This window comes from Nostoc sp. 106C (assembly GCF_002154725.1).
In the GTDB taxonomy this organism is placed as follows: Bacteria; Cyanobacteriota; Cyanobacteriia; order Cyanobacteriales; family Nostocaceae; genus Aulosira.
On record NZ_MTAW01000158.1, the window covers coordinates 1 to 20,607 of the forward strand.

General features: G+C 41.0%; 16 protein-coding genes and 1 pseudogene. 8 read left to right on the forward strand and 9 right to left on the reverse strand.

Going from position 1 to position 20,607, the window contains the following annotated elements; translation table 11 throughout:
* Positions 1 to 86 (forward strand): annotated as a pseudogene (locus BV375_RS24115) (photosystem II protein D1); the annotation flags it as partial.
* Positions 87 to 259: 173 nt separating this feature from the next.
* On the opposite strand, the gene BV375_RS24120 reads toward BV375_RS24115, so the two are convergent.
* On the reverse strand, positions 260 to 1,552 hold the full coding sequence (locus BV375_RS24120; protein ID WP_086765236.1) for a response regulator: 1,293 nt from the start codon (positions 1,550 to 1,552) through the stop codon (positions 260 to 262).
* Positions 1,549 to 3,978 (reverse strand): ATP-binding protein, encoded by a 2,430-nt coding sequence (locus tag BV375_RS24125; protein WP_243714030.1) that lies wholly within the window; start codon positions 3,976 to 3,978, stop codon positions 1,549 to 1,551. The genes BV375_RS24120 and BV375_RS24125 overlap by 4 nt, the downstream gene beginning before the upstream one ends.
* Positions 3,979 to 5,136: 1,158 nt before the next feature.
* Between BV375_RS24125 and BV375_RS24130 the strand changes: the two genes are divergently transcribed.
* Positions 5,137 to 6,108: a glutathione S-transferase family protein gene (locus tag BV375_RS24130; protein WP_086765240.1), complete on the forward strand. Its 972-nt coding sequence runs from the start codon at positions 5,137 to 5,139 to the stop codon at positions 6,106 to 6,108.
* 39 nt (positions 6,109 to 6,147) lie between these two features.
* Positions 6,148 to 6,609: a VOC family protein gene (locus BV375_RS24135; RefSeq protein ID WP_086765242.1), complete on the forward strand. Its 462-nt coding sequence runs from the start codon at positions 6,148 to 6,150 to the stop codon at positions 6,607 to 6,609.
* 300 nt (positions 6,610 to 6,909) lie between these two features.
* Here the strand turns inward: BV375_RS24135 and BV375_RS24140 are convergent, their stop codons facing one another.
* Positions 6,910 to 7,350, reverse strand: coding sequence for a hypothetical protein (locus BV375_RS24140; RefSeq protein WP_086765244.1), 441 nt, complete (start codon positions 7,348 to 7,350; stop codon positions 6,910 to 6,912).
* A gap of 864 nt (positions 7,351 to 8,214) precedes the next feature.
* Between BV375_RS24140 and BV375_RS24150 the strand changes: the two genes are divergently transcribed.
* Positions 8,215 to 9,054, forward strand: a complete 840-nt coding sequence (locus BV375_RS24150; RefSeq protein WP_086765247.1) for a PEP-CTERM sorting domain-containing protein — start codon at positions 8,215 to 8,217, stop codon at positions 9,052 to 9,054.
* A gap of 182 nt (positions 9,055 to 9,236) precedes the next feature.
* Here BV375_RS24150 and BV375_RS24155 read toward each other — a convergent pair whose 3' ends face one another.
* Entirely contained in the window at positions 9,237 to 11,297 is a 2,061-nt protein-coding gene (locus tag BV375_RS24155) for an NAD-binding protein (protein WP_086765249.1), read from the reverse strand.
* Between BV375_RS24155 and BV375_RS38830 the strand changes: the two genes are divergently transcribed.
* Complete coding sequence (locus BV375_RS38830; protein WP_279432958.1) at positions 11,286 to 11,417, forward strand: hypothetical protein; 132 nt, start codon at positions 11,286 to 11,288, stop codon at positions 11,415 to 11,417. The genes BV375_RS24155 and BV375_RS38830 overlap by 12 nt on opposite strands.
* 16 nt (positions 11,418 to 11,433) lie before the next feature.
* On the opposite strand, the gene BV375_RS24160 is transcribed toward BV375_RS38830, so the two are convergent.
* Positions 11,434 to 12,396 carry a protochlorophyllide reductase gene (locus BV375_RS24160; RefSeq protein ID WP_086765251.1) on the reverse strand — a complete coding sequence of 321 codons (963 nt, stop codon included), beginning with the start codon at positions 12,394 to 12,396 and terminating at the stop codon, positions 11,434 to 11,436.
* 247 nt (positions 12,397 to 12,643) lie between these two features.
* On the opposite strand from BV375_RS24160, the gene BV375_RS24165 reads away from it, so the two are divergent.
* Complete coding sequence (locus BV375_RS24165) at positions 12,644 to 13,456, forward strand: S-layer homology domain-containing protein (protein WP_086765253.1); 813 nt, start codon at positions 12,644 to 12,646, stop codon at positions 13,454 to 13,456.
* A 133-nt stretch (positions 13,457 to 13,589) separates the two neighbouring features.
* Here BV375_RS24165 and BV375_RS24170 read toward each other — a convergent pair whose 3' ends face one another.
* The 4 genes from BV375_RS24170 to BV375_RS24185 form a co-directional block, all read right to left on the reverse strand.
* Complete coding sequence (locus tag BV375_RS24170) at positions 13,590 to 14,795, reverse strand: serine hydrolase domain-containing protein (protein WP_086765255.1); 1,206 nt, start codon at positions 14,793 to 14,795, stop codon at positions 13,590 to 13,592.
* 787 nt (positions 14,796 to 15,582) lie between these two features.
* The gene (locus BV375_RS24175) at positions 15,583 to 16,011 is read right to left on the reverse strand and encodes a hypothetical protein (protein ID WP_086765257.1); all 429 of its coding nucleotides are present in this window, start codon (positions 16,009 to 16,011) and stop codon (positions 15,583 to 15,585) included.
* 199 nt (positions 16,012 to 16,210) lie between these two features.
* Complete coding sequence (locus BV375_RS24180) at positions 16,211 to 17,161, reverse strand: class I SAM-dependent methyltransferase (RefSeq protein ID WP_086765260.1); 951 nt, start codon at positions 17,159 to 17,161, stop codon at positions 16,211 to 16,213.
* A 294-nt stretch (positions 17,162 to 17,455) separates the two neighbouring features.
* Positions 17,456 to 17,653, reverse strand: coding sequence for an RpiB/LacA/LacB family sugar-phosphate isomerase (locus BV375_RS24185; protein WP_208095512.1), 198 nt, complete (start codon positions 17,651 to 17,653; stop codon positions 17,456 to 17,458).
* Between the two features lie 468 nt (positions 17,654 to 18,121).
* On the opposite strand from BV375_RS24185, the gene BV375_RS24190 reads away from it, so the two are divergent.
* Positions 18,122 to 18,706: a DUF2808 domain-containing protein gene (locus BV375_RS24190; protein ID WP_086765262.1), complete on the forward strand. Its 585-nt coding sequence runs from the start codon at positions 18,122 to 18,124 to the stop codon at positions 18,704 to 18,706.
* A 190-nt stretch (positions 18,707 to 18,896) separates the two neighbouring features.
* Positions 18,897 to 20,270: a GTP-binding protein gene (locus BV375_RS24195; protein WP_086765264.1), complete on the forward strand. Its 1,374-nt coding sequence runs from the start codon at positions 18,897 to 18,899 to the stop codon at positions 20,268 to 20,270.
* Positions 20,271 to 20,607: the final 337 nt, after the last annotated feature.

Sequence of the window (20,607 nt, forward strand, 5' to 3'; positions counted from 1 at the left end):
AGCGTAACGCTCACAACTTCCCTCTAGACTTGGCTGCTGGTGAAGTTGCTCCTGTGGCTTTGAGCGCTCCTGCAATCAACGGCTAATACTCAAGTCTTAGCTCAATAAAAAACGCCCTCCAGAAATGGAGGGCGTTTTTTATTGCAAAGCTTTTCAGCACTGTTTACAGAAGTGGTGCAAAATTTAGGTTAAAAAAGAATTGATATTTTTGTTATTCTTATTTAGTTTTTCCCAGCCATCTGCTTATGCATATTTTAATTTATCGGCAAGGTAATTCAATGACAAACTCTATACCCTTACCTTGTGTTGAATGACAAGTTAACTTACCGCGATGATTGTTAACCACAATTTGGTACGCAATAGATAAACCTAACCCTGTTCCTTTACCGATGGGTTTTGTTGTGTAGAAAGCATCGAATATTTTTGTCCGTTCTGCTTCGCTGATTCCTGAACCATTATCTGCAATTCGGAGAATAACTCGTTCTCCAATTGCTTCAGTTTTGATGCGGAGCACACCAGGATGTCTGGAAATTTCTTCAAAGTCTTGATTTTTTTGTATTTCTTCAATTGCATCGATCGCATTGCAAATTAAATTCATAAATACCTGATTGAGTTCGCCAGGATAGCACTCAATAGCTGGCAATTCTCCATATTCTTTGATTAGTTGGATTGCTGGACGATGAGCATTTGGCTTGAGCCGATGACCGAGAATGAGTAGTGTGCTTTCTAGACCTTCATGCAGGTCAGCCAATTTCTTACCTACTTCTCTGTGGCGCGAGAACTTGTTCAAAGATGACACAATTTCTGTAACGCGACCTGTACCTGCTTGCATGGATTGAATAATTTTGGATAAATCATTTAATAAAAAGCTGAGATCGTTTGTTTTAATAGCGCTTTGAATTTCAGCAGGTGGGTCGGGCAGATACTTTTGATATAGCTTGAGTAAATCAACAACCTCATGAACATACTGTTCAACAAAATTCAAGTTACCAGCGATAAAATTGATGGGATTATTCACCTCATGGGCAATTCCTGCTGCCAGATGACCTAAGGTTGCTACCTTTTCTGCTTGGATCAGTTGGGTTTGAGCCTGCTGTAATTCGACGTTTTTAGCAATCAAGGTTTTCGTCAAATTTCTCAACTTTAGTTGATGCTCTATTCGCACTAAGACCTCTTCATACTGAAAAGGTTTAGTAATATAATCTACGGCTCCCAATCGTAATCCTTTAACTTTATCGGCAGTATCTGAAAGAGCAGTCATAAAAATGATCGGAATATCCTGGACACGAGGATCGCTTTTTAAGTGTTGACAAGTTTCAAACCCATCCATACCCGGCATCATTACATCAAGCAATATTAAATCAGGTAAATTATTGTCTAATCTCTGAATGGCTTTTTCACCACTGCGAGCCGCCCAAACTTCAAAGCTAGACTGATCCAAAAAGCTCGATAAAACCTGTAAGTTGGCAGGGTTATCGTCAACGACTAAAACTATTCCTCTGGCAGGATCGCGATTCAGAGAATTTTTTTGCTCACCTATTGCCGCTGTCATAGTTTTTCTACTCCATATTGAATCAAGAAGTTGAGGATTAAATCTTCGTCAAACTGCCTCGCTAGTTGCCGCAATTGGTTAGCAAAGGAAGCAAATTTTGTGTCTGTTTCCTCTAGTTGATCAGCCAATTTGAGAATGGCATTGAAGTTACCTTTACTAGCTAAAGTCACTAGTTCCCGCAATATATTAGAGGAAGGAGGAGTCAATTTATCTGATGAACTATCACCTGTTATAGCCGAATTGATTCTTTGTTCCTGAGACTGAGACTGCTGGTAAATCCATGCCAAATTTAAGTGGCACTCTAATTGATGCAGTAATTCATTTGCCTGTACGGGTTTGCTCAAAAAGCTGTCACCGCCTGCTTCCAGACTGCGATGTTGGTCAGTTTCAAAGACGCTAGCAGAAGAGACAATAATCTTGACATCTTGGATAACTGGGGTATGACGCAGATGTTGAATCAATTCAAACCCATCCATTTCTGGCATGAGCAAATCTGTAATCACTAGGTCTGGTTTAAGGGCGATCGCTTTTTCCAAACCTTCTTTACCGTTGGTAGCTTCGACTACATTAAAACCCAGTGGTTGCAGTAGGTTTGTTATCACTGTGCGATTTTCCCAGCGATCGTCCACCATCAAAATGGTTGGGGGACTACCTTCTAAGCCAATGATTTGTCCCTTTGATGCAGCCATAGCAGACTGTACCCATTCGCTGGCTTCGGCGATCGCAATCTCAAACCAGAAAGTACTACCCTGACCGACCTGACTCTTAACATGGATATCGCTACCCATCATCTGCACCAATTGCCGAGTAATAGCTAAACCCAGTCCCGTCCCTTCGATCTGACGCTTTTTCTCCCCTACTTGCTCAAATGGCCAAAAAATCTTGTCCAACTCGCTTGGAGTTATGCCAATTCCCGTATCTTCCACACTAAAGCGAATACGATATTTCACCGCCTGCCGATCAGCAGGAAGTCGATCGATTACCTCAACCTTGAAAATAACCTTACCTTCATCCGTAAACTTAATGGCATTCCCCAACAGATTCAACAGAACTTGACGTAACCTTTTGACATCAACATGAACCCCAGTAGGCAAGTTGTTCGTGGGTTCATAAACAAATAAAATGCCCTTTTGTTCTGCCCGGATTTGGCAAATTTCCCCAATCCCCTGTAAAAAAGATGGAAAATGCACATCATGAGGATGCAGTTCCAGTTTTCGCGCTTCAATTTTAGAAAGATCTAAAATGTCATTAATTAAAGTCAGTAGATGAGAACCGCATTGTTCAATGATGTTCACATGATATTGCTCTGACTCCGGCAAACCTTGAGAACGCAGTAAAATTTGAGCACAACCCAAAATACCATTTAAGGGCGTCCGCAATTCATGACTCATGTTGGCTAAAAATTCGCTCTTAGCACGGTTTGCCGTATCAGCCGCTGCTTTGGACTTTTTCAATTGAGCCTGTTCAAACTCTTGCACTCGCCACAGTACAGTTATCATTGTGACTGTGAGTCCACCGACAATCAGGGCAATCAAATCGAGGAATTGCAGTCGAGATTCAATATTTTGGCGGGGAATTACCAAAGCGACAGACCAATTAGCTTCTCGCAAAGGCACATAGGCAACATACTTCCTCGCGCCATCAATTTCCATCAGCTGAATTCCCTGTTGTTTATTTACCATCAGCTGGGCGATCGCGTTTAAATTGCGATCTGGAATTTTCAGCAGGCTGAGTGCAGGTTTTTCTACCGTTGACATTAACTTTGAGTTGGGATGGACAATCGCTTCTCCTTGAGAATTGAGGGCAAATGCATAGCTGTTTTCGCCGTAGCGCAGCGAGTTGACCACCTCAGCAATGCGATCGATTTCCACATTGCCCTGAAAAACCCCAATTGGTGAACGACTAGTAGGAGAATTAGACCAGATTGGGGTGGCGATCGCAATTAAAGGAATCCCTGTAGAACGGCTGATAAAGGGATCGGAAATATTGCTTTTTCCTGCTATTGCTTTTTGAAAGTAGTCTCGATCCTTAATATTCTTATTTGAGCGACCAATCTTAGTATTAGAAAACGAACCATCCGGGGTAACTATTTGGAAAAAGAAAAATTCATCGATCCGCTCAACTTCTGACTTTAAATAAGGTTCTGCCACAGACCAGTCTAAGGAGCGTACAGTTGAAGTATGAGCAAGGGTTTGTACTTCGACTTTGCGAACGTGCAACCACTCCTCAATTTCATCAACTCCTCTGTGAACTTCTAAAAAAGCTCTCCCTCTTAAGTCTTCTAGCGTTATTTTCCGAGCAGCTTGGTAGCTAAAATAAGCAGAAATACTCACAATAAGAGTAGTACCGCCGAGAATAAATCGGATCAGTAAATTGCGCGAGGTATGCATTCTGGTGTCAGATGGGCTGAACTTGGCTCTGCTCAATGGTTCCCTCCTTAAAAAATTAGTTCGCTAAGAAGAAAAAAGGACTATATTTAGATTGCCCAAGAAATTATTAATGATCGCAGCCATAATTGTTAGCTAGAGCAAAATAATCAATATATTTATCGAAAACTTGCATTCTTGAAGTTGCGATAGGGAAAGTCTCGTTAAAGCCTACTGAGGAATAGTTCTAGGTAAATAAGAATACTTTAGGGATAAGTTTGTTTATGTACTTATAAAGAGTAGTCAAAGACCTATTTTTTTAGTTCCACTATCTCACGAAGCCCAGATACTAAATTTGAGTGCGATCGCCGGAATATTTGCACTATTTAGCATCGCAATTCACGCTTGGTTTGCATTACCAGATACTATACCGATTCACTTTGGATCTGATGGATAAGTTACTCCAACATACTCACCCGCAACTACTACAAAATTGAGCTAACTAATACCTTTTCTCTAAAATCTGGCTACAAATGAATCTTCCTGTCTCCCCGTCTCCGCGTCCCCGCGTCATTCATGATCTGTTGTCTACTTTTAGAGAATTGTTATAAGAACTGATGGCGCGAGGAACCTTGAACTTAGGAAACGGATTGATGGAGGGTTTCCCAATTAGTAGTGGTAGTCGCACTGCGATCGCAGCTTTTGCAAAAGATTGGCTCTGAAGACATTTATACTTACCTTGCATACTGCGATCGCTATTCAACAAAGAAACTTAAGTCAGACAAATAAGACTCGGGTTTTCTGTTAACGTCCTGCATCCCTAACCCGAAGGATTTTCATCTTTTGCCACAGAAGGTTTTGGTCTACTGAATCAGTCTTTGTACTTATGACTTTTGTTGTAAGAATATTTTCTTATGCTAACAACGAAAGTCAGAGGAAATGTATATATTTCGTTAATGAGGTATTCAAGACCTTTTTGGGATGTTGATTACTGATGGGAATTTTAAGATAAATATATTTCTAATGAACGAATTTTAATACAAATTTAAAATTAGAAAAGCCATCTCTTAAAAATGTTTCTGAGTTTAGCTTTGTTGCTGACTTTTAAGGAATTTTTATAAGTAATTTTTACCGTAGAGTTTGATTGAAAATAGCATTTTAATCGAATTAACTATATCACTAAAGGCACAATTACACCATCACGCTTAGGAGAGATTTATGGCATCAGGAATGATGGTTGCAGGTAAATGGATAACTGATAAAAATGAACAAAATCAAAGCGGTGAGTTCCATGAGATACCAACAACGTTTCGCGATCGCGTGACCGCAGATGGAAGTAGCCGTTTTAAGGCAGAAGCAGGACGCTATCACCTCTACGTTTCCTTGGCGTGTCCCTGGGCGCATCGTACCTTAATTATGCGAGAACTTAAAGGATTGAATGATGCAATTTCAGTCTCTATCGTCGATCCGATTATGAGTGACAAAGGCTGGATGTTTTCCCAAGAGCCGGGAACCATTCCTGACTCGGTAAATCACGCTCGATATTTGCAAGAGATATATGTAAAAGCCAATCCAAAATATACAGGAAGAGTTACAGTTCCGGTGTTGTGGGATAAGCAAAATCAAACTATCGTCAACAACGAATCTCGCGAAATCATGCGAATGTTTGACGTAGAGTTTGCTCCATTAGCAACGCAGAAAATAGACTTATATCCACGTGACCAACAACAGCAGATTGATGAAACGATTGATGCAATTTATCTGCCAATCAATGCTGGTGTATATCGCGCTGGTTTTGCAACTTCACAAACAGCCTATGAAGATGCGGTGACTGAACTGTTCGAGAGTTTAGACCGATGGGAAGTCATTTTGAGCAAGCAGCGCTATTTATGTGGCAATCGCCTCACCGAAGCCGATATTTGTATGTTTGTAACTCTGTATCGCTTTGACTCAGTGTATTACGGTCACTTTAAGTGCAATTTGCAGCGGATTATCGACTATCCAAACCTCTGCAATTATTTACTAGACCTATATCAGCGTCCAGAATTCAAAGCGACTTGCAATCTAGACTATACCAAGCGCAGCTATTACATGAGTATGACCGATATTAATCCTAATCGAATTGTGCCGAAGGGGCCGATCATTGATTTTGACCAACGGCACGATGGCAATCGCTTCGCTAAGACCTAGGCATGAAATGAAATTGCACAGTCCAACTGGAGTAACAATATGAATCTTGTATCAGGTATCCACCACGTTGCAGTAATCACAGCGGATCTCGACCGCTTTATCGAATTCTATACTGATATATTCGAGATGCCAGTAATCTTCCAAGAGACGACAAGAGCCTTTCGCCATGCACTCCTGCGAGCTGGTCCATCTTCTGTTCTTCATGCAGCAGAGATGCCTGATAATGTTCATAGCTCTGGCTTGCCGGATATGTTTGGTCGGGGGCACATCGACCACTTAGCTTTGAATGCCTCAACAGAATCAGCATTCCAGATTATCCGCCGCAAACTCATAGATCGAGGTGTAAGTGATGGTGCAATTAGCGACCTTGGCCCGGTACTTAACCTGTCATTTAACGATCCTGATGGTATGCATATCGAAGTTTGCCTCATCGTCGATGCCTCACTTCAGGGTTTTCACCAACCGCAACCATATGTAGAGATTATCAACCCTCTTCGCTAAGACATGGCTGTTTCATATCATTTCTGGTTGAACACTTGTCATTGCATAGTCCTTCGGGAAGGCTTCGCCTACGCAATCACACATCATAAGTATGACCTCGACCTGTAACTTTAATTTTGCCTAACCACTTATTAGCTATTTGATGGTTGATCAATGAAGATTAAACTTGCCAAAACTTGTACTTTTCTTAGCTCGTGTACGAAAGACTGAGCTTGATATTTATATAGTGGTTTTCGCAACACTCCAGGTAGATTATTCATCCATTGCCTAGCAATATCAATTTTATCTTCTGCCTACTACTTAACATCCTGCATCTCCAACCACAGGAATTTTTACCTTTTGACCATTCTGTTTCACAGTCACAGTACCTTCTTTGATTGCAACAGTCTCAATTTCGCCCTTAGCACCAAGTTTTACTGCAACGTCAACTGTAATTTTGCCATCTCGACTCCAAAAGATCTGAAATGTCTTTTGTCCATAGAAAGCCTGGCCGTTAGATTTAACACGATTAAATTTGGTAATTTTACCGTTTACCATCATCTCCATTGAGTTATTTGTCAAACCATTGAACAGAAGGAAGCGATTTTTATTTGTGCTACTTGGTTTCCATAAAGTCATTCCACAGCCATGTCCAATGATCTGATCGAATTTGAATTCACCTACTTTGGGTAGTGCTGTAGCTTGAGCAGACTGAGCTATGAGAAAACTAGTAAACAACGATATAACAGCAGTTTTTTTCATTTTGTAGCAAAATATTTAATCAAGAAACTGGGTTAACCCATCGATTTACATAAATTAATTACAGTAGAAGTCTTGGATTTCCTGATTGCTATTTTATTTTCACCAGATTGGATGACCCGAAACAGTAGCGCTAAGCTAATAAGTGTCTAAATTGGACATTTTTTCGTGTTCGCGCAGCGTCTCCGACAAATGACAAAGGACTAATGACAAAGAACGACCCTGACGAGCCAATATACAATTTAAATGCGTCACAGCTTATCACAATACAAACTTAGTAATACTCAGTTAAAAAAAATACGACAAATACATGAGTAGGGGCGCAAACTCAAAAATGATGTCTAATTTACCAACAAATGCTGTTGGTGTAATGCATAGGGGAGGCAGTGCGCTGGGCGGGTTTACTTTTACTAATAACGTCAATATTATGATATTAGAGATTTACATTAGTTTAATAGCATCTTTGATTTTACAACTATTATTTATTTCCAAAAAAATCAGAAAATATACCAATAGATAAAATCCGTCATTGACAATCTTGTATGTGTCAAAAAATAGTTATGCTCATTGGCTTGAGAAATAATTTTATTTTAACGATTTTATGTTTTTTAGAGTTAGTTAAAGTAACTATATAAAGTTTTGTATCGATATTTAATATTTCAGCATTCGCATTAATCATCAACAAATTTTATAGTTTCCGCAGGCTCTCTTTCCCCAAACATAGCCTAGCAAATAGTTTCCAACACTTTATTTTATTATTCTCTTATGAGAGTGAGAAATAAGCGATAAGTTTAATTTAGTTTGCACGCTTTTATAGAAGTTTAATGGTATTGTGTTTTCAAATCTTAATTACTTTATTCTTAACTTATGCAAAGATCCATTCGCCATTGTTATGAGTTTAGCGATCGCAATCTCATGCAAAAAGCTCGTCAATTAATGCTCATTCCTTTAGCTATTACCTTAGGCAGTTTCGCTATTCAATCTGCTCCAGCCAAGGCAGGTACGATTACCTTTAATCCCACGACTTACAATCTATATAATCTATTGGATACTTCGTTGGATTATGGTCAAGCCTACCCAGGAATAATTAGTAGCTATCCTAATAATGGTCCTCAAGAATATCTAAAAATTGAGGTTAATCCCCTAATTGATCAAGGTACTCCTAGCCCAACTGCCGATGCACCCTATGGGCTAACACAATACTTCGGTTCGGTTTACTTGCACGATATTTTTACTCCCGATCCTAATAATCCTAATCAATACATTTATCAGTCTTCAACGGCTAGTACAGATCCTAATTATTTTCCTTTCCTCCAACAAAACCATCCAGAACTACCAGTTGGGTATTTAGCTTTAAAAGGAAGCGGTGCCAATAAATTATTCGGTACTGAAGTAGCTAATGCTACACAGAAGACAGTGGATGGTGTAAGATATATCACAAATATAGGGACTATTAATATTACTGGCGGGGAAGGCCTGTTTGAAGGAGCGACTGGTACGCTTACTTTTGTGGAAAATGGTATCAGTAATCTTCCTTATATAGGTAAAGCCACAATACAGGGAACTATTAATATTCCTCGTGATGTACCTGAACCTAGTACTATAGGCGGTTTAATTTTTAGCGCCGTTGGTTTGCTTGGTTTTAAATTAAGTAGAAGAAATAAGGGATTGACGAAAAAAAATAAGGGACTTGCCGCAAGCAGCTAAGCTGTACACACAACCATACTGTAAGCGAGTTTCCAGCCGTGAAACTGTCCAATCTAAAAGTTGTCCCTTCGCTTTGATGTCATTGCTGACTCTATCTTTTACATTGGATTGAGTTAGGTCGAGGGGGAGTATTACCTCCCTCTCGACCTAGCTCATTTTTAGTTCCGTCGAACTCACGTTTATTAGCTATTTGATGGTTGATCAATGAAGATTAAACTTGCCAAAACTTGTACTTTTCTTAGCTCGCGCACGAGAGACTGAGCTTGATATTTATATAGTGGTGTTGGCAATACTCCAGGTAGATTATTCATCCATTGCCTAGCAGTAGCGAAACTACATCCTGTAATCAAGGCTATTTCCTCTGCACCATCAGCAAGAGCATTTTTACTCAGAGCTTTTTTAATCTGCACCTGCCAAAGGCGAGGCAGCATTTCACCCCATTCAATTCGCTGTAAACCACGGCTTGTGGCTAAAACAATTAAGCGATCGCCAGCCTCAAGCTTGACATCATTCCAGAGCATTAACGAGTAATTATCTTGGCGATATTTCTGGTAGAGAATCGGTACAACACTGTAGCCATGAGCTATTTCCGATAGCAGCAACCCGTTGAGAGTATCGCCCTCTTCGATGTTGTATTCCGTCACCATGACTATTTGATCGCTCAAGCGAAACAAGCTCAGAACGTTTTCTCCAAAGGCAGCACAAGCAAATACTTCCGCTGACAAAGCCGCACCACATAGAACTTGGGCATAGGGAAACAGAGGGGCTATATTGTCACTAAAATGCCGATCTTGAGAGCGGATAATTAAGCGACTGGCGGGGTTCATCGCATGAGCCATCAAACCAATTTCCAGATTTTCCATGTTATCGTCGCCAACTAAAACGATACTTTTGGCATGGGAGAGATTCGCTTGCGGGAGTGCTTCGATAGCATTACCAACAATCAGGGGCATATCGGCTAAGGACTGTTGGTCGAGATTGGTAGGATGAATTCCCACTAACGGTTGGTTGAGATCTTGCAAAATAGCAGCCACTCTCTGCCCTAGCTGATTTAAGCCAATGAGTACCACATGGTTGCGTTGAGGGATGGGAGGATGAGAGTTGAAAAAGTGGAATCTTGAAGTAACAAGAGCGTCAGTTAGCAACGCATACAAAACTCCTACAAAAGCTTGACCTGTCAACGTCAGCCCCAAGCTAAACAAACGCAACCACCACGGCATATGGTCTGAGGGTTGTGCTTGTGATGCAAACTCAACACCGCCAAATAAATCTCCATATCCGCCCAAAAGCAAAATTGCTGTTGCATAGAAAGCTTCTTGCAGGGTGATTTCAGGATAATACAAGCGGTAAAGAACTATTCCCACCAGCCATAGAATAAGTACGGTAATTGCATAAATTGTCGCAATTCGCCGAATTTGATTTTGGCTTTGGTAGTAAGATTGCCAAAATCGCACTATTTTTTGTAAGAGATTCTTCGGTTTAATGCTTTGGAGAAACTGTTGCCACTGCCACTTTTGACGGTGATATTTCTTCGGATCTTGCTCAGATAAAGCTAGCTCGTATGCAACATCAATATAAACTAGTGTGTCTCCCACCTGCACTTCTGCTTCTGGGTTCCACTCAAATAATTCTAGGAGTGGGTTAGATGAAACAGGTGTGTGGCTCAAGATGCGACGAGTTGTGAGATTGAGTCTATGTACTGGCTTGGCAATACACCAACTATCCTTTGGTTGTACCTGATGCTCGATTACTTGTAACAGTTGCCCTTCTAAAGTGAAATATCCAATCGCTTCAGAATCGAGGGCTGTCAGAGCGAAAGCATGAGCACAGAGATGGGTAGGCTCAAAGGCAACAAAATTGCCTAGATTTTCGTACAAAAGTTTGTTGAAATTTTGTTTGTCAGAACGTACTATCAGGCGAACTTGCGGATTAAGACGCCTTGCTGCAAACGCAGCTTCTATATTCATCCGTTCGTTTCTAGTCACTAAAAGTATGGAACGACACTGGCGTATACCTGCCTGCTCTAAAACACTTGGCTGACGACAGTCTCCTATAATTAACCTTTCTAATAAGCTTGGTACTTCTGGGACTTCCCAATGTTTGGGCTGTACATCCTCAATGGCGTTGACTTTAACATCGTACTCCTTGAGGACGGCAACACAATGTTGCCCTAAACTTTGGAGTCCGCATACTAAGAAAAGGTCTTGCTGTTTTGCCTGATTGCTGGTGCCATGAGTGTCCACTTTCTGCTGATGGCAGCATTCACTACTGCTAACAGGATGTTTTTACTAGGATTATATCTCAGCGATCGCCTAATCTCTGAAAACTGCGATCGCAGGATTGAAAACCCGCGATCGGCGTAATAATAGACACTCTTGATTATACAAATCCAACCAACTTTGCGCTCAAATCCCACAGGCGTTCGGCTTTTTCATCATCGCGAGCTTGGGGAGAAACTCTTTGCACAAAGGATTTACCATCTTTCTTCTGACGATTTCCCCAACTCCAATAAGCACCAGATTGCTTGTACTCAGGATCTGCAATTACCGATGCAACTCTTTCACCAGATAATTCCTGAGATACGTATCCCCCAGTGATGTACTTCTGGAATAAGGGGAAGATTTTCTGAAACAGAGGATAGTGGTTACGGAATAGCGGGGTTTCTGCCACACAACCTGGATATAGAGAACTGAAAACAATACCAGTTGTATCGTGATAGCGCCGATGCAGTTCCCGCATAGTCAATACATTGCAGACTTTGCTATCTTTGTAGGCTTTGACAGGTTCAAACTTCTTACCGTCAATCATCGAGATTGGCTCTTTAAATCCTGCTGCAAAGCCTTCGAGATTTCCTAAATCAGGACGTGGCGGAATCTTCCCACCGAGTTCGTCTGGGTTGTGTGTCACAGTTCCCAAAATAACGAGTCGGCGATCGCCATAGGATGACTTCTTCAAATCTTCAAGCAGGAGGTTGCACAGCAGGAAATGACCAAGATGATTAGTAGTCATAGTCAACTCGTAGCCTTCTGGACTGCGCAACGGCTCTTTGATTAAGGGCATATAAATTGCCGCATTGCACAGCAAAGCGTCTAGAGTTTTGCCGCTGGCTCTAAAGTTATTCACAAACTGTCGAACACTGTCCAAGGAGCCGAGATCGATATGCATGATAGTATAGCTGTCCTTGGGTATTCCTACAGATTGGGCAGCTGTTTCCGCTTTCGCTAAATCGCGGCAGGCCATCACTACGTGCCATCCCTTGTTCGCCATTGCTTTGGCAGTGTATAAACCAACTCCCGAAGAAGCACCTGTGATGATAACGGTTGGCTTCCCATTCTGTGCCATTTTGTTTAACCTCCATTTAATGTGTAGACTTTATCTAGAATCTCACGCCAATGACTTCTATTAACACGAGTGATATGGAAGTTAAACAGATTGTTAACTTCTCATCGAAAAGCTACAGTCTTTGCACATAAAGGCTTTTATGCATTGCATAGATATCCATTAAATCTCTCGGCAAAAATTCGGATAAATGCTTGCAAACTGACGAAAAAACCCTCAAAATCCAGTTTGAAGATTACAATTCAGCATTATGGTTAATCAAGTCACGCCAATCGTGAACTTGCAACCCAGCAAATTAGTTAAGTTTCTACTTTTAACAACGTTGCTTGCAAGCTCGACAATCTTAGGTGCGATGTCTAGCGACAAGCCTCTCCGCGTCTACGCTCAAACTCCGACGCCTACACCCAGCCCTAGCGTTACAGATATTAAAGGCGATCGCTATGCAACCGAAATTGGGCAAGCTGTTACTTACAAAATTATGAGTGGATTTGAGGATAACACCTTTCGTCCGCAAGCCAGCCTAACACGAGAACAGATGGTGTCGATGGTAGTGGAATCCTTAAAGCAAGCACCGCTGAAAAAAGATAATTTACCTTTTGACGAACCGCCACCGCCCAAACTGCCAACAATACCTACACAAGTAACTCAAAATCCCTTTCCCGATGTGGATAAAACACGTTGGAGTGCTGCCAAAATACAGTATGTGCGGGATTTGGGAATATTTCGCGGCTATGCAGATGGCAAGTTTCGCCCAACGCAAGCGGTTACCCGTGCGGAACTCGTGGTAGTTTTGGATGCAGCCTACCGCTACATCGTTGAACTGCGAGGTTGGGATGGTCGAGGTCAGTTTGAGGGGGACAAAGCAATCGATTTTAGCGATACTCAAAAACATTGGGCACGGGATACAATCCGCAATATGTCTGCCGCCTGTCGCGCCGCATCTCCTTTAAATGAGACAGGCACAGCATTTGCGCCTAATCGTGCTGCCCAACGCAACTATGCAGCCGCGGCGATTGTGCGAACAGCGCAGTGTTGGAGTATTCCAATGCGACCGCCTTCATGAAGTTGTTGAGTGAGTATGTGCAGATGCAATCGCCCAAGTTCACCTAAGTTTCTCTTAAAATTTAGCAATACAGACAAAAGGTTCTAGTCGCTTCTAGCAACTAGAACCCTGATAAATTTTCTAAACTAATCTTCTACTCTGACAATGAGTTAATAAACTTATCTTTCACAATATCTCGCAAAGACAAGCCGCTTGCCCCAATGGGTGAATTTACAAACACTACAAGTTCCATGTCGTTCGGGAGAAAGTAAGCAACACTTTGTTCGGTTTTCTTGTCACCACTACGCCATAGACCATTTTTGTTATAAATTCTACCTACTGGAGTATTGATAACTTGATCGATACCAAAGTAGTTGTCGAGCATATATTGTGCTTTTTGAGCAGTAATAATAGTGTTTCTGCGCCGCACATGGTTCATAACATTCAGCAGTTCTTTAGTTGATAATCTCCAGCCAGCACCGCCCGCAACAGAAGCCAGATCGCCAGAGTCCCATCCTTTGTTATTGTTATGTGGAAATTGGTAAGCTAATGCATTTTTAGTGCTGGAAATAGGCTTGAAGTCAACGTTACTGACACCAGCAGGTGTAAATACATTGGCTTGCATATAGTTTTTATAGTAGGAAAGAGTTACTATATCCCAAACTTGGTCTTGGCTTATGGGGAAGGATACAGGAAAGTTTGCGTTTTTGCTAACGTTGCCATTAATGATCGGAATCAGAATCCGGCACAAACCAAAGTTCATATTCTCATAATCATAAGAACCGACATTTGTTACTCCGGCTGCCACCTTACTCTTCATAAACGTATAATCGGAGGCAGAACTTCCTGTATTAAATCCCGATGTATGTGTTAACAAGTGCCGAAAGGTTATCTTGTCAATATTATTGCCTTTACTCCAGTAATTTGGTAAATAATCAATAATTTTAGTATCGTAAGAAATTTGGTTACTATCTAATACTTTGACCAAGCCAACTGCGGTAAGAAATTTACTCACGCTGGCAATATGCATTCGTGTATCTTCACTCCAACCTTGACCTTTATCAGCAGGAGTCTGCGCCCAATTCCAAATCAAATTATAAATAAGGTTGCCGTTTTGGTGAAGTTGCAGCATATAGCCAGTTACAGAGTCTTTTAAACTATTATGCATAGCCTTGCCAAAGGCATCTACATTCAATTTAGGAGGTATAGTAAATTGTCTATTTAGAAGTTGAATTTGATATCTTTCTTCTTTAGACTCATTGATATCTTCTATTTCGATATTTTGTACATGCTCTGGAGCAATAACATGTGTTGCTATTTGCTCTTCTGTAATTTCAGCAGGAATATTGAAAGTTTCCATAGTTAGTTTCTCCTGGGATAAATAGTCATGAAAGTATACTTCTGTAAGTAATAAATAAATTGCTAATGATAAAAACTGTGCTAGCAATTATCCAAAATATACAGAACATTTAATTAGAATGATGCTGGCAGTAGAGAATTAATTTATAGCCACTTCTAAATGGTTTTTTTTGTGAAAGTAGCTTTGTTTGTCACTGTGTTTGTTGCATCTGTCTTTATTAATCACCCTGTTCTAGGCTAATTACGCAAAATAACAATCAGTTTGGAAAATTTCTTAATTTATTATGAGTAGTTATGGAAGATTAGCGTCGCACGCATAGTAGCCGTAGTCTCACAAATTGCCAGAAACCCCTACTTATTATGTACAGTTCACCACACAGTTATAGGTTTGGCATAAGATAGAATAATTATTGGGTCTGCAATGGTAGTCTCAGATCCACTTTATAGAAGAAGCAACTATACTAAGCAAACCGCTTTGGAGCAATGAACCAAAGCGGTTTATTGTTTGGTTGAATTAACACTGCAACCTCTTTACCTGTCAAGGCTTAAAATTGATTCTTTGGCAATGACTGTCTTAAACAAAAAATGCAATACAGATTGGGAGCATCCCACTTTTTTACAGATTCCGTCATTGCGAGCGAAGCGAAGCAATCGCATGGTATTGAGCTAAAAACGAGTCCATGCGATTGCTTCGTCGTTCCTCCTCTCTCCGAGACGCTACGCGAACGCAATGACAGTTTTATTTTTTTATCATCAAAGACTAAAAACTGGGATGTACCCATACAGATCTAATGCATATTGAAAATCAACCCCAAGCTTGTACCCAAGGCTGTACCAATTATTATTGATAGAAAATATATACCTGCTTTGCGCCAGTTATATTCACTAGTGAACATGACCCGAAAAGCTGTTATGTACCCAATCAAAAATAACACTAAGTAGAATATCAGCATAATCAGATCGAAAATGCTCCCGCTTGAAGAGCTTGATGTATTTCCTGATTCTGAGAGCAACGTGTCGAAAATATATGCTAATGAAAGACCTGCAAAAGGTAGGAGAATAAAGCCTGAAATGGCGGCGGAAATCATTGCCCATTGAATGCCTTTTTGCCAAGCTATTAAGAAAGCACCAGTGGTAAAAGCTAAAAATAAAAATATCAATGTTGACCGCTTGATTCGATATTGCTCAGTGGAGAATCTTGTTTTGTTGAGCTTCATGGTTGCATGACTTTTCTGACGATGCTTTTGCTGTACAAGAACAAAAAACCCCTGGTAGGCAGGGGAGTATCAACTCTAGGAGGTCGTATTACATATATCTATCACCTCATAGTTTCAACATTATGCAGGCATTGCAGAAAATTGCTGTTGAAATTGAATACCCTACTGTAGCTTAACGAAGTTATCGCTTATTTTAGGTTTACCCAGGCTTTCTAGCCACAATAGTACGATGGCGCGGATCGCTAGGCACAGTAATTGGTTGAGCAAAACCTACAGTCTGCAATGTTGCTTCAATATCAAAAGTGTAGTACTCATCGCTCCAGGGTTCGGTGCTTTTCATCAATGTAAATAGAACTGGTGGCAGGTTTTGGATTACTTCGGATTTTGGGTTATTATCTACCAGTGCGATCGCTCCACCAGGTCGCAGCAATCGCAAAGCTTCTGCGAAAATTGCTTTACTGGCGTAACCTGGAAGTTCATGGGTGACAAACTGAAGTGTTACCAAATCAAAAGAGTTATCTGGTAGTTTTGTATCTTCCGCTTGGGCGTGAATCCACTCAGATATCTCACCTTTTACATCTCGATTGCGAGCGACGGTGAGCATATACGGTGACAAATCAAGACCCACTGTACGCACAGGATGATCCTGCTTTTGTTGGTAGTAGCGGTGTAGCGCTAGAGTAGAAACACCCACTGAGCAACCTATATCTAGGATATCCCGTACTTCTTGCGGACCGTAAGTACCAAGAACTTGATGAAAGCTACCTCTTAGCCGTGCATGGGCAACTTCCCAAGTCAGGTTTTCTTTCGGCCAAACCCGTAACGCCATTGAGTAGGTAGCTGACTCCGTTTCAAAAGCCGCATCCCAGCAAAGATTACCCTCAGAGTAGGCGTGAAAAGGTACTTTGTAGTAGTCTGGATAAACAACATCGGGGTTAGTTATCTGTGGTAACTGCTGTTTTATTCCCGATGATTTGAGTGCCTCGTAGTTTTTGCGCCAGGGAACACCGTTTTTCTCAGCGGTTTTGATGAGTACTTGCCTGGCTTGGTGTTTCATCAATTTATAGATGGGTTTAGTCTGGATCAGGAGATTAACGAACTTGGAGAGCGTATCTTCTCCGGCCCAGTCTGGTTTTAGCTTGTTGTTCATCGGCTTGCAAAATAGAGGCAAGATAACTAATAGGGGGAAACCAACATAATTATCAGGTTTATCAGTTGCCCATTGTCATTAAATCAAACTGAGCAAACTGACCGCTAACGGCGATCGCTAGCGCTTATATTGGTTTATACCTATACACTTATATATATTTTAAATTTTCGGGGGTACAAACAAACCCTGAATATGAGTAAAGCTCAAACTCACACGACTAATTATCTTACGGTGTAGGAGAGTAAGCGTGTCAGGGTAAATCTTGAATATTTGTTTTGCTCTACCTCTATACTTTCAGATCCTAACGCGCCGCAAATTCCAGTCATCCTTAGAGTAAGGTGTGGCAAAGCAAGCGTCTAAGATTTCTTTAGCGATCGCATCTGTTGTAGCACGTAAACTGAGTAATAGAATATTGGCATAGTTCCAAATACTTGCGCCACGGGCTGTCTTTGCATCGTGACAATGCCTTCTGCAACTTTGGAGAACCAACACTACTTCAAGACTTCTGGGTAAATGGTAAGTATTACAATAGGTTGCACCAGTGAATCTGGAATCAGAATGATTGCATAATAGAAATTGAGAAGCCGCTAAAGTCAGTAGATAAACTTAAATAAACCTAAAATAGCTTGTAGGCTGAAAACCGTCTACTATCTGCCCTCTAGCTTGAAAGAATAATGCTGAGTGCTGAGTGAATAGTCATTAATTAAGTAGAAAGCAACTGCCGTTAGCGGTAGCAAGGAACGAGCCTAACCTTAAAGGGGTAAAAGTTTTGTCATTGAGACAAATTTCTGCCTTCATGATATTTTTTAGAGCCAATTTACTCGATTGGGTAATACATTCATCTCAAATAGAATTTATGTCAGTAATCAAACATAAAATTTGCAATATGTAAGCGCTCACATAATTCATATTTGGATTTGAAAATACCACTTTTATAAATACTTATTTGGGATTAAAAAAATGTTAGAGAAAACTGTCAATTTGAAATCATCATTCCTCAATACCTGGCTTTTCAGTGCTAGTACGTTGACTTTGAATTTTTTGCTACTTGGGTTGCTGCTAGTCTCGCCTGCTTTAGCAATCCGGCTCAGTAATGGCCAGATTGCCTTTAACAATCCTCCCCGATTAATTCGATCTGCTACTAGCTCTAGCAGTTCTAATATACGTGGAACCTATCAATTTACCATTAGTGTTCCTCAAGACGCTGGGGAGCCTCTAGAAGCTGTCTCAATCGTTCAGCGTCCAAATGTAGAAACAATTGCATTTGACGTGAGTCAACACCGTGCTTTTAAAGGTAACAGTTTTGCTGGTGGTCCAGCCTTACATTTGGCTAGCATTGGCGGTACTGAAGTATCCCAATCTAACAAGCAAATGGTAGTATTTGATCCGCCTGTCGCCCCTGGTAGCACGGTAACAGTCGAGATAGTAACCAAGGGAAATCCTCAGCTTGGGAGAGTGTATCTATTTGGCGTTACTGCTTATCCAGCAGGAGAAAATGGTATCGGCCAGTTTTTAGGTTACGGTCGCCTACACTTTTACCACTAACTTTTAGCTCAGCGGTATCCTTGTAAGGATGAGATTATCAAAAAATCATCCAAAGTTACCATTAATCTGCCTTACATCTAGCTGAGATACAATGGTTTAATAGTTTCGATTGCTGATACTCCATATATGTTTTTGTTATAGTTTCAGTCTCAGCTTTCTTTTGTCAACTTTTTAACTCATCAAACTCACCTTGACTGAAGCCAACCCAGTGCGCAATCTGCAAGAAACTCATTTAAACCGTGCTCGTGCTAGTCTCCGACAAGCGTTGTCTTGGTATGGATATCTTCGTAAGTCAGGACAGCTCTCATCGAACCCAGAATTGGCGGGTTTGGTAAAGCCAGAATTGGAGGCTTTGAGCACCACACTCAACAAGCTAGACTCGAATGTAATCAGAATTGCTGCCTTTGGGTTGGTGAGTCGGGGTAAGTCTGCGGTGTTGAATGCTTTACTAGGGGATAAAATTCTCCAAACTGGCCCTTTAAATGGTGTGACTCAATGGCCTCGTTCTGTGCGCTGGCAACCAGGCGGTAAAGTACAAGTAGAATTAATTGATACTCCTGGATTAGATGAAATTGAGGGCGAATCACGGGCACAAATGGCGCGGGAGGTAGTGCAGCAAGCTGATTTAATTTTATTTGTAGTATCTGGTGATATTACTCGCACAGAGTATCAAGCACTACTAAAATTACGCCAGTCACAAAAGCCGCTAATTTTGGTGTTTAACAAAATAGACCTCTACCCAGATACAGACCGAGCAACCATTTACCAGAATTTACAACAATTGGGTGCAGGACACCCCCAAGCCAAGCCTTTACTACCCGATGAAATTGTCATGGTAGCTGCGGAACCAGCACCAATGGAAGTACGGGTTGAATGGCCTGATGGTGGTGTAAGTTATGAATGGGAGACTCCACCCACCCAAGTAGAGGAACTACAACAGACAATACTGAATATTCTCAACCGTGAAGGGCGATCGCTGTTAGCGTTAAATGCACTCATTCAAGCAAGGGAAGCAGAAGCTGCGATCGCGCAAAAAACTCTTGACTTACGCGAACAAGAAGCCGAAGATATCATTTGGCAATTTACCAAGTATAAAGCTTTGGTAGTAGGGTTAAATCCCATAGCTTTGTTAGATATTTTAGGCGGTACTATTGCCGATTTATTGTTAATTCGTGCTTTGGCTCGGTTATATGGTTTACCCATCACCAGTTATGAAGCCGGGAAAATTTTAAAAACAATTTTATTGAGTTCTGGCGGCTTATTGCTCACTGAATTAGGAAGTAGTTTCTTCTTAGGTTTAAATAAAAGTACCGCGGCGCTAACTAGTGGTGATAATCCTATCAATATTACTGCCTCTTTTGGGAGTGCGATCGCCCAAGCTGGAATCGCCGGTTATGGAGCCTATGCAGTAGGTAAAGCAGCACAAGTTTATCTCGAAAAAGGCTGCACTTGGGGTCAATTAGGTGCTAACACTGTCATTCAAGAAATCCTTTCCCAAGTGGAACCAAACACAATTGTCTACCGTTTACGGCAAGAGTTAGGTGGGCTAGGGATTGGGGATTAGGGCGAGTTTGAAAACATAGTGTAGTAGTGAAAAGGCGATCAATAACACTTATATTATGTCTGACATACTTACTACATAGCTATGACATATATTTCAGTTATTCTTCTAAATCAGAAGTCTAGTGCTTCATCGCATTAATGCCGAAGAGAAAATAAGTTCTTACTCATGAGTTTATTCCTGGAGTTTTTAAGCACTAAAGTGCTTACCCTTGGCGCTAACTGATTATGAACTCATCATAATTAATGCGAGATTTTAAAAATGAGGAGTTTACTGATATGAATCAACCTTAGAGGGTGACAAGGCAACTCTAAGCTATGCAGGACAAAAATTTGAGAAG